11 protein-coding genes are annotated in these 14188 nt (G+C 51.3%); 8 read left to right on the forward strand and 3 right to left on the reverse strand.

All coding sequences use genetic code 11. The annotated features are described in order from the left end of the window. Positions 1 to 183: 183 nt before the first annotated feature. From H6F91_RS09100 to H6F91_RS09115, 4 genes are all read left to right on the forward strand, one after another. Entirely contained in the window at positions 184 to 2892 is a 2709-nt protein-coding gene (locus tag H6F91_RS09100; RefSeq protein ID WP_190771166.1) for an amino acid adenylation domain-containing protein, read from the forward strand. Between the two features lie 347 nt (positions 2893 to 3239). Next, entirely contained in the window at positions 3240 to 4943 is a 1704-nt protein-coding gene (locus H6F91_RS09105) for an aconitase/3-isopropylmalate dehydratase large subunit family protein (protein WP_190771167.1), read from the forward strand. A gap of 514 nt (positions 4944 to 5457) precedes the next feature. Beyond that, entirely contained in the window at positions 5458 to 6222 is a 765-nt protein-coding gene (locus H6F91_RS09110; protein WP_190771168.1) for a hypothetical protein, read from the forward strand. Between the two features lie 264 nt (positions 6223 to 6486). Next, complete coding sequence (locus tag H6F91_RS09115) at positions 6487 to 7263, forward strand: hypothetical protein (RefSeq protein ID WP_190771169.1); 777 nt, start codon at positions 6487 to 6489, stop codon at positions 7261 to 7263. A 204-nt stretch (positions 7264 to 7467) separates the two neighbouring features. Here H6F91_RS09115 and H6F91_RS09120 read toward each other — a convergent pair whose 3' ends face one another. Continuing rightward, positions 7468 to 7929 carry a hypothetical protein gene (locus H6F91_RS09120; protein ID WP_190771170.1) on the reverse strand — a complete coding sequence of 154 codons (462 nt, stop codon included), beginning with the start codon at positions 7927 to 7929 and terminating at the stop codon, positions 7468 to 7470. Positions 7930 to 8054: 125 nt separating this feature from the next. After that, a complete protein-coding gene (locus tag H6F91_RS09125) occupies positions 8055 to 8231 on the reverse strand; it encodes a hypothetical protein (RefSeq protein ID WP_190771171.1) in 177 nt (58 codons plus the stop codon). Between H6F91_RS09125 and H6F91_RS09130 the strand changes: the two genes are divergently transcribed. From H6F91_RS09130 to H6F91_RS09140, 3 genes are all read left to right on the forward strand, one after another. After that, positions 8230 to 8568: a cupin domain-containing protein gene (locus tag H6F91_RS09130; protein ID WP_190771172.1), complete on the forward strand. Its 339-nt coding sequence runs from the start codon at positions 8230 to 8232 to the stop codon at positions 8566 to 8568. The two genes, H6F91_RS09125 and H6F91_RS09130, sit on opposite strands and share 2 nt — an antisense overlap. A gap of 278 nt (positions 8569 to 8846) precedes the next feature. Further along, positions 8847 to 10226 (forward strand): hypothetical protein, encoded by a 1380-nt coding sequence (locus H6F91_RS09135; protein WP_190771173.1) that lies wholly within the window; start codon positions 8847 to 8849, stop codon positions 10224 to 10226. A gap of 336 nt (positions 10227 to 10562) precedes the next feature. After that, positions 10563 to 12458, forward strand: a complete 1896-nt coding sequence (locus H6F91_RS09140; protein WP_190789298.1) for a M48 family metallopeptidase — start codon at positions 10563 to 10565, stop codon at positions 12456 to 12458. Here H6F91_RS09140 and H6F91_RS09145 read toward each other — a convergent pair. Further along, positions 12441 to 13151: an aspartate/glutamate racemase family protein gene (locus tag H6F91_RS09145; RefSeq protein ID WP_190771175.1), complete on the reverse strand. Its 711-nt coding sequence runs from the start codon at positions 13149 to 13151 to the stop codon at positions 12441 to 12443. The two genes, H6F91_RS09140 and H6F91_RS09145, sit on opposite strands and share 18 nt — an antisense overlap. A gap of 209 nt (positions 13152 to 13360) precedes the next feature. Between H6F91_RS09145 and H6F91_RS09150 the strand changes: the two genes are divergently transcribed. Then, positions 13361 to 14134, forward strand: a complete 774-nt coding sequence (locus tag H6F91_RS09150; RefSeq protein ID WP_190771176.1) for a hypothetical protein — start codon at positions 13361 to 13363, stop codon at positions 14132 to 14134. Positions 14135 to 14188: the final 54 nt, after the last annotated feature.

A 14188-nucleotide genomic window follows, 5' to 3' on the forward strand; every position in this document is an offset into this window, starting at 1 on the left:
CGATTAATGTGGAGTCGTTCTCACAAAATTTCATGGGAACTTTTTCTTTATTTGCCATTTCATACAACGAAGTGTTAAACCAAACGAGGCCTTGATCAAAAATTCAGGTTTTCTTTAGATATTTTCACCGCCTGACTTTTGGCATCTGGCACTAGCAACTTAGTTCATTCACCTCCGTCTGCTATGTATGATTTCTTGAAACGGCAAGCGCAGCAAAGACCGAACGCCATTGCTGTGGAGGATGCTACGCGGCAATGGACCTACCAGCAGCTCGACAAACGGACTAATCAAGTTGCACACTATTTGCAAGAACGAGGAGTCGGACCCGGTGTAGTGGTTGGGCTGTGCGCCGATCGCTCCATCGATATGGTGCTCGGTATTCTGGGTGTCCTGGAAGCAGGTGGCACTTATCTCCCCCTCGACCCAAATTATCCCGATGAACGCCTGTCTTTCATGGTGCAGGAGACCCAGCCCGCACTGGTGCTCACTCAACATACTTTCGCTTCCCGCTGGCAAGGGCTTAGCGTCCCTGTACTGACGTTTGAAGGCAGTGAGGAGGCGATCGCCTCCTCACCTATGACACCACCCCTATCGTCTGTTACCCCGGATCACCTGGCTTACATTCTCTACACCTCGGGTTCTACAGGACGACCCAAAGGGGTGCAAATGCCCCGAGCTGTTGTCACCCGCTATATTCAAGCGCTAGGAGAACTTCTGCCGGTACAGGCGGATGACGTGTATTTGCATGTTGCATCATTTTCTTTCTCCTCCTCGATTCGCCAACTGCTGGTACCTCTATCGAAAGGTGCGCGAGTTGTGATTGCCAGTGCGCAGCAGGTGAAAGATCCCCTGCGCTTATTTGCACTGATGCAGGACGCCAAAGTGACTGTTTCGGATGGCGTCTCGTCTATCTGGCGTTATGGCTTGAAAGCGTTAGAATCGCTTGACTTGGCCCAGCAAAAAGCGCTGATACCTGCGCATCTTCGGGTGGTTATTGTTTCGGGGGAACAAACACCGAGTGCTTTGATTCAGGCACTCAAACGAACCTTGAAGTGCCAGCCTCAAATTTTTAATGTTTATGGTCAGACCGAAACCATTGGCAATACTTGCTATGCTGTTCCAGCCACGTTTGATCGCCAAACCGGGTTTCTACCGGTTGGGAAACCATATGCTTACAATCGGGCCTACATCTTGAATGAAGCGGGGCAAGAGGTTTCCCCAGGCGAGATTGGTGAACTGTGCATAGCTGGAGGGTGCCTGTCGCAGGGGTACTTAAATCGCCCGAAGTTGATGGCTAAAAATTTTGTACCCAATCCCTGGGCTGAACGGGATGGGGCGAATTCACCCCTCTCTCTGCCGACCCTATTCAAGACTGGAGATCTAGCGCGTCAAGCTCAGGATGGCGTTCTTGAACTGGTAGGCCGCAAGGATTTTCAGGTGAAACTGCGGGGCATGCGGATAGAGATTGAAGAAATTGAATCAATCCTGGAGGCTCATCCTCAACTCAATGCGGCGGTTGTGTCGGCTCGGTCCACAGCAACTTCATCCAACAATGATGAAGAAATACGGCTGGTGGCTTATTTGGTTGCCTCACAGCCTCTGACCTCGGCTGAACAATCGGCATTGACGATAGCGTTACGGAAATTTGTGAGCGATCGCCTCCCTCAGTACATGGTGCCGTCTCAGTTTGTGTTTTTGCCAGCGATTCCTCTGACACCAAATGGGAAGCGCGATCGCAAGGCACTTCCGGCCCCAGACCTGCTCCAACCCGAGTCTGTCGACTCCCTTGAACCGCCCAATGGTGACCTGGAAATCCAGCTTTGGGACATCTGGAAAATGGTATTAGGCGTTTCCACTATCACCACAACGGACAACTTTTTTGAGTTAGGTGGTCATTCCCTTCTGGCTGCACAGATGCTAGCCCATGTAGAACAAATTTCGGGCGTTCGCCTACCCCTGGCAACGTTACTCACGGCCCCAACCATTAGTCAACTGGCTGATGTGTTGCGCCAGGAAGGCAAAACTATCTCCTGGCCCTGTTTGATTCCTGTACAGCCGTTAGACACCCCTAAACACCTGTTTTGCGTGCATGGCATTTTCGGCAATGTGATGAATTTTGTTGAGCTAGCTCGTGCCCTTGGGCCTGACTATTCTGTATATGGCTTGCAAGCTCGTGGGTTAGACGGGAAATCTCCCTTCTTTGAGCGGGTAGAAGATATGGCAGCCTTTTATATTCAGGAAATTCGCGCCGTTCAGCCCCATGGCCCCTATTATCTGGCAGGCTATTCCTTTGGCGGCAACGTTGCCTTCGAGATGGCCCAACAACTGACTCAACAGGGCGAAGATGTAGCCCAGGTCATTCTGCTGGATGCCGTAGGGCGCAATTTCTTCCGTCAAGTTCCTCCCGTGGAAAAGCTGCAAAACCATGCCCGCCTGCTTCTGAAGCACGGCCCATCGTACTTACTAGATAAAGTACGTAAGCGCTCTGGACGCAACGCTGCTAAGACATCCAGTAGCACTGCCCAGGCGCTCTTTGGCATCCCTGAGGCTCCCGAAGGGACGACGGCCTATAGCGCTCAAAGCGTCACTGTGAGTCAGGCCCATCGGCAGGCTTTACAACGATACCTCCCACAGCCGTACGAGGGTAATGTTGTGCTGGTCAGAGCACAGCTCCCCGACCCAGATGAAGCCTGGTTTATCGATCCGGCGTTGGGCTGGGGACATTTGGTGAAAGGCGACCTGAGAATACACCACAGCTCTGGCTATCACGTCTCGATGCTGAAGGCTCCCCATGTCGATGGGTTAGCCGCTATCCTCAAGCCTTACCTTGCGCCATTGACTACCCCAACTGCAGTTGCGTCGCGGGTTCTTCAGGGAACGGCTTCAGCTTAAAAGGCAAACGCCCTGAGGCAAACGGTCCAGGCTCATTCATCGGACTGCAATAGGCCCAGAAACCCGGTGTTTTTAGAAATACCGGGTTTCTAGTAGTTCACCGCGCTAATTTTGACAGGTGGGGTATGGCGGGCTTTGCCCGCCATACCCCACCTGTCAAAATTAGCGGCCTGTCAAAAACTATGTGGTGGCCTACTAGGTTTTGGAAGCTGTTTGAGAAGTTGATTTTTCGCACGCACAGCGTATGGAACAACAACTAAAACAGGTGTTAGCGATCGCCCCCATCCAAACCGATGTAGGATGCCTTAGAACACCCACACACGATCATCCTTACCCTACCTCCAACCATGACTGACCGGGTTCTCTATCTGGGCGACGACATCAATACCGACGACATCATCCCCGCCAAGCGGGGCACCAATGCCGACCCCGATTACCTCAAACGCTATGCTCTGGAGCATGTGATTGGCGAAGGCAAGTTGCTGGAATATGACGTCATCGAAGCCGGTCATAATTTTGGATGTGGTTCCAGCCGTGAGTTTGCTCCGATCGCCATCAAAGCAGCTGGTATTCGGCTTGTCCGGGCCAAATCTTTCGCAGAAATTTTCTATCGCAACAGCATCAATATTGGCCTGCCGTTGGAGATTTTGGGTGAGTCCCAACCAAATTCTGTGGTGGAGGCGATCGCCCAATCCGGCGGCCTCTTTCCCTTCAATCAACAGCGGCGACAGGGCAGCGTCACCGTTCCTCCCAGCCTTACGACCCCCCGCCCCATGACCATGGCGGAAAAGCTGCTGGCAAAAGCTTCGGGGAATACCTATGTACGTCCGGGTGAGGTGGTGTTTGCCAAGGTAGATCTGGCGATGTCTCACGATGCGATCGCCGGTCCTGTAGGCCAACTTTTCTATCAGCATTTTGGGGCAGACGCGAAAGTGTGGGAGCGCGATCGCATCGTCCTTGTTGCCGATCACTTTATCCAGATTAACGACATCCGCAACGACCCCAAAGCACCGTTGATGTATCAGCAAATGGCGCAGTTCGCCCAGGAGCAGGGCTGTCATTTGTTGGATATGATTTCCCCCGGCGAAGCAGCAGGAATTTGCCATGTGCTGTTGCCGGAGCAAGGCTTTATTCGTCCGGGTATGGTGGTGGCTGGCACCGACTCTCATAGCTGCACCTATGGCGCGTTTGGCTGCTTCTCCACCGGAGTTGGCACAACAGATATGGCGAATATCTTCGCCACCGGGGATGTGTGGTTGCGGGTTCCCGCAACCCTGCGGTTTGACCTGGAGGGAACGCTGCCACCCCACATCAGCGCCAAGGACATCATGCTGTTCATTCTGGGGCAGATTGGCTGTGATGGGGCGATCGCCAAAGTGATGGAGTTTCGCGGCAGTATCATCGACCAGATGCCCATGGACGAACGCATGACCCTGGCTAACATGGCCGTGGAAGGTGGCGCGATGTGCGGTCTTATGGCCCCCGACGATACCACCCGCGCCTATGTGCAAGCCCGTACCCAAACTTCCTTCGAGGAAGTCACCAGTGACCCTGACGCCGAGTACGAGCGCATTTACACCTTTGACCTGAGCAATCTGGAACCGCAGATTGCCCGCCCACCTAAACCCGACAACGTTGTCAGCATTAGCGAATTGGGCGACGTACCCATTACCCGCGCCTTCATCGGCTCCTGTACCGGCGGCAAGCTGCATGATCTGGCCCAGGCCGCTGATGTCCTTAAAGGCCACTGCGTCGCTCCTACCGTCAGCCTCTTCGTCGTCCCCGCCTCCCAGGAAGTGCGCCAGCAAGCTGAAACCCTCGGCTACCTCGACATTCTGGAGCAAGCCGGAGCCACCATCCTAAAATCAGGCTGCGGAGCCTGTATTAATGCCGGTATGGGCGTTCTCGGCCCCCAGGAAGCGGGTATTTATGCCACCAATCGCAATTTCAAAGGCCGCAGCGGTGATCCCACTGGCCAAAACTATTTGGCCTCTCCCAGAGTTGTTGCGTTGTCGGCGATCGCTGGAAAAATTACAGCTAACCTGACGTAAACCTCTGAATCTTTCTCCCCTTTCAGGAACTGCCGTGTGTGTACAAGTGGTTGGTTTTAGCGATCGCCCTCGTACCCACACCCCCAGCCCCTCTTCCGAGAGGAGGGAGATCCAGCCAGAAATCCTTTTTCAACAACCAATGAACTCCTTCGCTCCGGTCCCCCCTTTGTCGGGAGAGGGGGGTAGGGGGTGGGCCAAATGGGATACATTCAACAGCTATAGCCTTTAGAGGTTGTTCGAAAAGTTGATTTTGCGTGTGCGTAGCGCACGCAAAATCAACTTTTCGAACAACCTCTTTGGATCGGGTGATAGCAATACGCAGTCTGGATTCATTGTCGTAAAAAACAGGTATCCCTCCAGGCGGCAACACCTAGAATGTGTAGGTTACGATGGCAGAAATCAGCAACGTGCGACTCCACTCACAACATACTGTTGAATGTTCTTTAAGTCTGGAACCGTAGGTTACAAGGTCTCAAAACGCAGACTATCCAAACGTTCCTGCCGTTGGTATGCGATGGCATTCTTGTTTGGGTTCTGCTTTGTAGGGACGTTTGGTTTTACCGTCCCTAAGGGAGCCACACTTCCAGCCCCAACTCAGGAAACAAGCACTAACCTCACACCGAGTCTCTTCGAAGCAGCAGATTGTCAAATTTCAGGTTCTACAAACGAGAGCCAGATCTATGACCAAACCACATTAGTCTCCATTAATCGCCAGATCTTCGATCGCCTCTTTGCCATTGGAACTTACGATAACGCCAATTTTGTCACCCTGAGCTGTCGAGCTGATGCAAGTCGCTACAGCTTAGTCGGCTTACAGATGGGAATTGATGACAACGCTGCGCGCGAGAACGTGAACTTAACGATTGATGTCTATCAAGGGGGCAACCTCAGGCAGACCTATCGCAACCTGCGCGCCGGGAGTACAGCCAACGTCGTTCTCGATTTAGCGGACCCAGCAGTTCCAACAAATCCCAATAATTTTGCTGTCGAAATGACTTGTCATACGCAGCGTGCAAATTGTTATCTCCAGTTTCTTGAAGCACGGCTCTATCCGATAGACTCTGCCACGTCATTACCCCAGATCATCACCCCATCTGCATCGCCATCACCTCAACCGAATGATTCTCTGGAACCACTGCCTCAACCCGAGACCGGTAGTCAGGAAGCAGAACCTGAAGATGAAGACGAATCGTCGTCCCGTAATAGGGTCGATCCCATCGATATTTTGAGAGGCGCTAACGAAGCCCGTCGATGGATCTGCCGTATTTTAGGCTGCTAGAACGCTTGCTTGTGAGCGTGTGCAACGATCCCAACCCGGATCCAAATGCTCTAGAAGCAACGCAGCTGTAATGCATTGCCGCACAATCCTTTTGCTAAGAAGGGGTCGGAAGCTGCTGTCCTGAGTATTCTATTTGCATACTTGTATGGAGAAGCCGATCGCCCCACTGTATAAATCTGTAACAACCCTAACAACATGGCAGGCGATCGCCCCTATGATGGGCACCCTTGCTTACAACTGCACACACTCCTGTGAGGACGCACGATGAAGAACCCGATGATGGCGATCGCCCTTGGCCTGGCCCTGCTCCTCTCCAGCTGTGGTGCAACCGTTGCAGAATCGTCGTCTGCCCCTGAATCGTCAGCTTCGTCCTCCAAACCTGTAGCTGTAGCCGCAGCATCTTCAGCCACCAACCCGAAAGCAGAGAAGGCAGAGGAGGTTGAGGCGATCGCCCAGGCCGAGGAGACGACAGAGTATCCCGAAATTGGGCAGATCATTTCGCTGCAATCGGGAGATCTGATGTGTTATACGGTAGTGCGCGATCGCCAGGGGCAAGAGTTCGACATTGGTGCCACCTTTGAAATTTGTGAGCAGCAGGAGCTGCTTAACCAAAATGTTCGCTTCGTTTATAGCGAAGAGAATGTGGCGGATTGCCAAAGCGCCGAACCCTGTGGCCGCAGCCGCAAGGAAACCCTGATTTCCGATGTCGTACTGCTGGGCGAAAACTGGCAAGTGTTGAGTAATGGCGACTGGACAGTCACCGTCGGTCGCATCGAAAGCTGGGATGGCGTCAACAACACAGGTGGCCTTACCTACTACGGCTGTGACTCCGATGGGAATTGCCTGTCGCTCACGGATGGCTTCACCGTTTGTCGCGACGGTATCTGCAATATGTCCTGGGAAAACGGCGACTATGCCTACACCCTCTCCTCTGAAGTAACAGACGATGGCGAAGGCTCCACCACCCTCATCGTCTGGCAGAATGGCGACGAAATCCTCCGCGCCGAAAACATGGAACTGATCGATTCAAGCGATTCTTAAAAGCTCAGGACTTACGTATTTTGTGTTGTGGGTAGTGTGCTTGGCACACCACCCACAACACAAATGCTCTATATATAGTGGACTTGCGTAAGCCCTGAAGCTGTTTGAAAAGTTATTAAGAGGGTTAATTTTTCGTATCCTTCAGGCACGAAAAATCAACCCTCTCAGACAGATGCTTAGAGGCAGCAGAGGCGATCGCCCCGGCTAATTCCTCTCGCGGGTACTCTTAAGTTCCTTACACTTGGCTTCAGCTGCTTGAAACGCATTCAAGTAGTCTTTTCCTCCTAACATGACCTCACCGTAATACTCGTAAGGTGCTGCGCCATAAATGGGTAGAGGATCATCCTCTGGATAATCTTCTTGAGACTCTTCAATAATGGCCTTTAGCTTCTTAATACTCAAATGTTGGGCGGGAAAGTAATGAATATCTTGAGTCGCCCGATTGAAGTGCGGTAGCGTCGGGTCGATGATACTTTCATCCATTTCAAGCCAGGCATGTTCAATGGGTTGGCTTGGGCCATAAGCTACGGCAACGAACCCCTGAACATAGGTGGCTCCCTTTAGAACTAATGCTGCCCGATAGGCATTATCAAACGACTGGCTCGCCTTACTTTGGATCTCCTGAGCAATTTCAATAGAGCGTGTTTCGTTGAGTGGCAGGTTCATGGGGCGTAAACCCGAAAGCGGCTACTGTGATCCTAGTGGATTGCTGCTTGTTTTGTGGGGTTTTGTGCAGTTGCCCTATGGATACAACCTCACAACAAGAATTACAGATTAATTTATTCGTGATCCTAAGTGTGGTAGGCGCTTTGTCCTACTCCTACCCTACCCGACCAGAAGGTGCTGGAGTAGAGGCGAATGTTTTCGCGCAGAATGTAGAGTCCGTAAAGTCGGCGGTTTGGCAATTCAGGATGGAGGGTAGGCGATCGCATAATAAAAAGCGATCGCGTCTTCCATTCTTCACCCATGAAATACGTATCTCTACCCACCCTGCCTGATGAAGGCGTTAGCCATAATCCTGCGATTCGCAAAAAGGTTATGCTGCGTCCTGGTGATCTGCCAGCGCTGACAAACTTTTCCCAGGCTCGTCTGCTTTCCGGTTCTGTGGCTCCCGGTCATGCCCATGCCGACATGTATGAGGTGTTTTTTGTGGAGTCGGGAAATGGCACCATCACCATTGATGATATTCCTTACGAACTGCGTCCCGGCGTCTGTGTCACGGTGGATTTGGGAGAAGTTCACGAAGTTGCCAATACGGGAACAGAAGAATTAGTCATCACCTACTTCGGTATTCGGAGTACATAATCTTTTATCTGAGGACTGACGCATGGTGTTGTGGATCTGTGAAGCACGCCACACAACACCATGCACTAGAGATAACAAGCTTGTGTAAGTCCTGATCTGATCAATGCTTGTGAGGAAGTTGCTTTAGAGACTGCCTCTCCACAATTGTTGAGATGATTTTCAAATTCCGGATCCGCTTTTTCTGCCGGTGTATCGAAAACTGAAACCGGGCGATCGCACACGCTTGCGATCGCCTAATTTTGAGGCAACGATTCATCTCAGATGGACAGTAACACCCTATGCGATTTCTATTTCTTCTGGTTGTGATAGCCGCTGGTGGTTGGCTGGTGTATGGGGCGATCAGCCGCTCCAACGCATCTGCCAACAACATCACCCCAGATCCAGGAATAACCCCAGCCCCATCCGAACAGCGCCCCAATCGCCCCACCTCCCGCCGTTACCCACCCGAAGATGTGCGCGACTATGAGTCATACCATCGTGTTATTGAGCAGACGGTAAACATGGTCCGCGATCCGGAAGCACAAGCATTGGCGAACCGCTACGGCCTCGATATCCTCAACGTCACCTGGGAAGATACAGGCCGCTACCAGAATTCTGCGGTTGGCCCCAACATCAGCGATATGACCATTCAGGTGCAACAGCGTCATCCCATTCGAGACGACTACGCGCTGCATCTGATGCCCGTCATCCGCTATCCCAACTTTACGGATCAGTCCGCTGATATTGACATCGATCAGTTTTTCCTGCCTCTGGGTAATCAGCGAGGGGAAGACCTGCAACCCGTTCCCCTGCGCGAGGTGTTGGATAACCTGCGGGATTATCTGACGGAGCCGGATTCCTGGGCGGGCCGTGGCCGATCGCTCCTGGCCGATCGCGATACCCATGTTCTTGTCAGCGCCCAGGCTTGTTTTCTGCCGATTCCCCAACAGGGTATGGCTGAGTTCAACCCAGTGCTGTTCAACTACCAGTCCTACCCCGGCGACCCAGCGGTGCTGACGTTGCTTGTGACCCGTCAGGGCACGAGCGTTACCGTCATCGACAATCAGCGGGATGGATTTGAGGCCGGGCGCACCTGGGGGCAACGGTTGTTCTTTAACAAAAATGGCGATCGCGCCAGCCTCACAGGCCAGCGCCTGAGCGACTACCAGGCCGAAAACCCAAATGGTGAACCCTCACAGGCCAGTGCCGCAGGTGAGGAAGGCTTGAACATGGTGATGCTAATTCAAGTGCCCCTGCGCCAGCGTCAGCCTGCTAATTTTGGTCTTGAAGATGCCGATATCACGATGGTATCTCCCCCCTCTGCTGCGATGGGGTCTGCTGCTCGGGGGCCAAGCAATGTGGAAGAGGCCGTTATTGGTCATGGCGCGGTCGAGGGGCCATTTACAGAGATTGCGGGTTTGCCGATTGAACGAGACGATCGCTTTCCTATCCGCGTAACGGTGCAGTTCTACAAGGCCACCAGCAACGGCGTCGTGTCAGAGAAGGACATCCAGCAAATTCGTCAGCAAATCGCGCGAGTTTACGACGATGCCGATTATGTAGGCAGCCTGGTGGTGGATGGCTTGCGGGGTCGCCCCACAGAATATGATGGCCCCCACGAGGAACCTGAGGGTTGGTGGGAAGATTTCTGGCAGCATTATCGCGATCGCATCAAATAATGCCAAACCAACCCGAATACCCTTCATTTTGCTGTCGCTAACCGACAGCAAAATGAAGGGTATTCGGGTTGATGCAAGATATTGAGTTGCTGTCGTTGTTTCTTGAGCAATATTGCATGGGAAAAATGCTCCTACAGCAGTCCTGATTATTTATGAAATGATTTGTGAGAGAGGGAGCAGACAAAGTCTGCTCCCTCTCTCACAATGCTATATACAAAAAATCTACAGAAACAGAATGCAACGTAAATTTTTAAAGAACTGCCCTTGAAGATGCTGTACAGGTTGAGTTAAAACTGACATCTTGAATGTCATCAGGTCTCCACTACTACATTACTTATGGCCGTTACCCAGGAACAGTTTGACGCTTTAGTCAAAAAGCTCGAAACCTTCTCAAGAAAACATCCTGGGAGCTACCGCTTACGAGTGGCCCTATTTGCAGCCCTGGGTTATGGTTACTTATTTCTAGTTTTAGCGGGTCTACTCGCCCTAGTTGGGCTCATTATTTTATTTATCGTTCATAGTCAACGAGTTCATGCTGGCACCGTCAAGCTGATTGCTTTTCTGCTGGTTCCAGCCTGGATGATTGTACAATCGCTTTTCATCAAATTCCACCCTCCCCAGGGCTTAATGCTCAATCGTCGTCAAGCCCCTCAGCTCTTTGCATTGATTGATGAATTGACCACAAAACTTAAAGCTCCTCGGTTCCACAAAGTTCTCTTAGATCAGCGCTTTAATGCAGCGGTTGCGCAAGTGCCCCGCCTGGGAATTTTGGGTTGGCATGAGAATTATTTGATGCTTGGATTGCCGTTGATGCAGTCTTTATCCGTTGAAAAATTTAAGGCTGTTTTAGCCCATGAGTTAGGCCATCTTTCGGGCAATCATTCCCGCTTCGGTGGATGGATTTATCGAATTCGTGCAACCTGGATGCAAATTTACAACCGCTTGCGCCAAAACGAAGGAAGAGCTTCTGTTCTCTTTGATAAGTTCATTGATTGGTACTGGCCTTCCTTCAACGCCTATTCCTTCACCCTGGCACGGGCCAATGAGTATGATGCCGATCGCTGTGCTGCTGAACTGGTAGGGGCCAATCATCTGGCCGAAGCGCTTGTGAGCATTGAAATTAAGGCTCGTTTTCTGGAAACATCCTTCTGGTCTAATATTCATCAGCAAGGAAGAAGCCAGGCAAACCCGCCCAGTAACGTGTATTCCTCCATGTTCACGGTATTGCGTGAGCCTATTGTGGGAGAAACAAGCGAGCAATGGGTAGAACAAGCCCTTGCCCAAAAGACAAATAACGCCGATACCCACCCCTGTTTAGCCGATCGGCTCCAATCTCTGGGCTATCCCATCCAATCATCCAAGCAGTTACCCCAACTTCCCCCTGTTAGAACCACGGCTGCCGAGAAGCTTTTAGGCAATGAATTACAGCAGTTCGTAGCGCAGTTCAGTCGCGATTGGAAGGATGAGGTATCCACATCCTGGCGACAGCGATACGCCTACTTTCAGGAGGTTGAAAGTAAGCTGAAAACCCTAGAACAAAAAGCTACAGAACAGCCCCTAACAGAGCAAGATGCTTGGGAACGGGCCTTTTACACCCTGGAATTGCAGGGAGAAGACGCTGCAGTTCCCCGGCTGCAAGATCTGTTAGAGATGCATCCCAACCATGCTGCGGGGAACTATACCCTGGGGCAAATTCTCCTGAGTCGAGCCGATCAATCAGGCATTGCTTGTATCGAAGTGGCGATCGCACAACGAAAAGACTGGCTGATTGATGGCTGCGAACTGATCTACCACTTCCTCCACCGCCAAGGGAAAATTCAGGAAGCCGATAAATACCGGGATCAGGCCGAGCAACATTATCAGACCGTACTCAAAGCCCAGCAGGAACGAGCAAGGGTAACTGCTCGAGACACAATCAAGCCCCCCATGCTGGAAGCATCCCAGCTCAATGATCTGAAGCAACGAATTGCCACATTTAAGCAGGTTAAAGAGGCTTACCTGTTTGAGAAGGAGATGAAGTATTTCCCTGAGGATCGCTTCTTTATCTTAGGGGTGATTCGTAAACGACAGCTGATTGAAAGCGAGGTTGCACCCCAGCAGCTCATGGACGATCTGGCCAATAACCTGCATGCATCCATTCCGCTTTCCATCATCTTCCTGGATCATCCAGATAATGGTCAGCTCAAGAAAAAGGTAAAACAGCTCCAGCAATCTCTAATCTTTCAACGCTGAAGCTGACAATGCCCAATCTACAGCGGCTTCGGCATGGATGCGCGAGGTTGGAAAGAGGGGGATGGAACAATCCCCCTCTGTTACCAACAATTCAATTTCCGTACATCCCAAAATAATTCCCTCAGCTCCTGCTTCAATCAGGGTATCGATAATGGCTAAATACTGAGCTTTAGATTCCGGGCGAATGATGCCCTGACAGAGTTCGTCATAGATGATGCGGTGGATGGTGCGGCGATCGCTCTCCTCCGGCACTCGTACGTTTAGCCCATGATGTTGGATAAGGCGATCGCGATAAAACGCCTCTTCCATGGTGAATCGCGTTCCCAGCAAACCAATTGTTTGTAACCTTGCGTCACGAATTCGGTCAGCCGTAGCATCGGCAATGTGGAGAAACGGCAGGGCCGTGTTGGCCTGGATGGAATCCGCCAGCTTGTGCATGGTGTTGGTGCAGAGAACGATACAATCAGCTCCAGCCCGTTCAAGCTGTTGGGCTGCTTCGATCATGTGGGTGGCGGCAGTTTCCCATTTTCCCTGATGTTGAAGGGCTTCAATTTCGGCAAAATCAACTGAAACCATAACACTTTTGGCCGAGTGTAGCCCTCCCAATCGAGCCTTCGTGGTTTCGTTAATGATGCGATAGTACTCGATAGACGATTCCCAACTCATGCCTCCAATGAGCCCAATAGTTTTCATCGTGCTATCCCTCTTCTGAATAAACCTGATTCATAACCTTTCGACCATTCTCCTATTGCCTCGGCAATATTTGAGAATGCGGTAATTTAAGAGAATGTTTCCAAACTGTGATGGGGTGTGGAGAAAGAGGTACGAAGTGCCCCTTTCTCCACACCCCATCACAGTCTAGAACACTACTATTGAGTTGAGTTAATTACCGGATTTCGTTGATGTCCTCCTTCTCGCTGACAAAATGGCGGCTATTTCTGACGGTGCTACCCTTCACCCTTCTGTTTGGCCTGGTCAAGGTTGGCATGCACCGTCTCGGTTGGGAACCCTGGGCCTTTGACTCCTTAACGGCAGCACTGTTTGGCTCCGCAACCTTTGTGATTGCCTTTGTCCTCAGTGGCACTCTGCGAGAATTTAATGACAGCGCGAATATGCCCGTACAGATTGCCAACTCCTTAGAAACAATTCAGGACAGCAGTTTGTTAATTGCAAAGCTGAGCCCGGACTATAACCCTCAACCGCTCACAACCGAATTAATTGCCGTTGCGAAGGGCCTGGTAGATTGGTTGCAACAAGGCAAACCCGTTGATGACGTGGAAGCCGCCTTGTACCGATTGAACGCGAATTTAGCCGGGTTGCTTCAGCATGGAAATGGCCCCATTGTCAGCCGAACACAAACAGAGCTGGCAAAAATTCGCATTTTGGTCAGCCAAATCGCCATCATTCGCGATACCGAGTTCTTAGGGCCAGCCTATGCCCTGCTAGAAATCTTTTTGGTCGGGACAGTTGTTGCCCTTTTACTTATCGGGGCCGATCGCTTTAGTGAAAATTTGGTGGTCTCAAGCTTGTTGGTGATGTCTTTTACCTATTTGCTATTACTGATTCGCGATTTGGATAATCCATTCCAATACGATGGTAAATCCTGTGCGGATGTGGATTTATCGTCATTGGAAACAGTGTGCGATCGCTTACACAAATCTATGTCTCAGGAATAATCAAAATGGTTACTGCATGTGAAGATTCTATCCTTACATGCAGTAATATCATGT

Source organism: Leptolyngbya sp. FACHB-8, from assembly GCF_014695575.1.
Classification (GTDB): domain Bacteria; phylum Cyanobacteriota; class Cyanobacteriia; order Elainellales; family Elainellaceae; genus Vacuolonema.

What these genes read in the sequence shown, in the direction of transcription:
- H6F91_RS09130 (WP_190771172.1), top strand. Translation starts at nt 8,230, where the DNA reads ATGAAATACGTATCTCTACCCACCCTGCCTGATGAAGGCGTTAGCCAT.
- H6F91_RS09125 (WP_190771171.1), bottom strand. Translation starts at nt 8,231, where the DNA reads ATGGGTGAAGAATGGAAGACGCGATCGCTTTTTATTATGCGATCGCCT.
- H6F91_RS09150 (WP_190771176.1), top strand. Translation starts at nt 13,361, where the DNA reads ATGTCCTCCTTCTCGCTGACAAAATGGCGGCTATTTCTGACGGTGCTA.
- H6F91_RS09105 (WP_190771167.1), top strand. Translation starts at nt 3,240, where the DNA reads ATGACTGACCGGGTTCTCTATCTGGGCGACGACATCAATACCGACGAC.
- H6F91_RS09120 (WP_190771170.1), bottom strand. Translation starts at nt 7,929, where the DNA reads ATGAACCTGCCACTCAACGAAACACGCTCTATTGAAATTGCTCAGGAG.
- H6F91_RS09115 (WP_190771169.1), top strand. Translation starts at nt 6,487, where the DNA reads ATGAAGAACCCGATGATGGCGATCGCCCTTGGCCTGGCCCTGCTCCTC.
- H6F91_RS09135 (WP_190771173.1), top strand. Translation starts at nt 8,847, where the DNA reads ATGCGATTTCTATTTCTTCTGGTTGTGATAGCCGCTGGTGGTTGGCTG.
- H6F91_RS09110 (WP_190771168.1), top strand. Translation starts at nt 5,458, where the DNA reads ATGGCATTCTTGTTTGGGTTCTGCTTTGTAGGGACGTTTGGTTTTACC.
- H6F91_RS09140 (WP_190789298.1), top strand. Translation starts at nt 10,563, where the DNA reads ATGGCCGTTACCCAGGAACAGTTTGACGCTTTAGTCAAAAAGCTCGAA.
- H6F91_RS09100 (WP_190771166.1), top strand. Translation starts at nt 184, where the DNA reads ATGTATGATTTCTTGAAACGGCAAGCGCAGCAAAGACCGAACGCCATT.
- H6F91_RS09145 (WP_190771175.1), bottom strand. Translation starts at nt 13,151, where the DNA reads ATGAAAACTATTGGGCTCATTGGAGGCATGAGTTGGGAATCGTCTATC.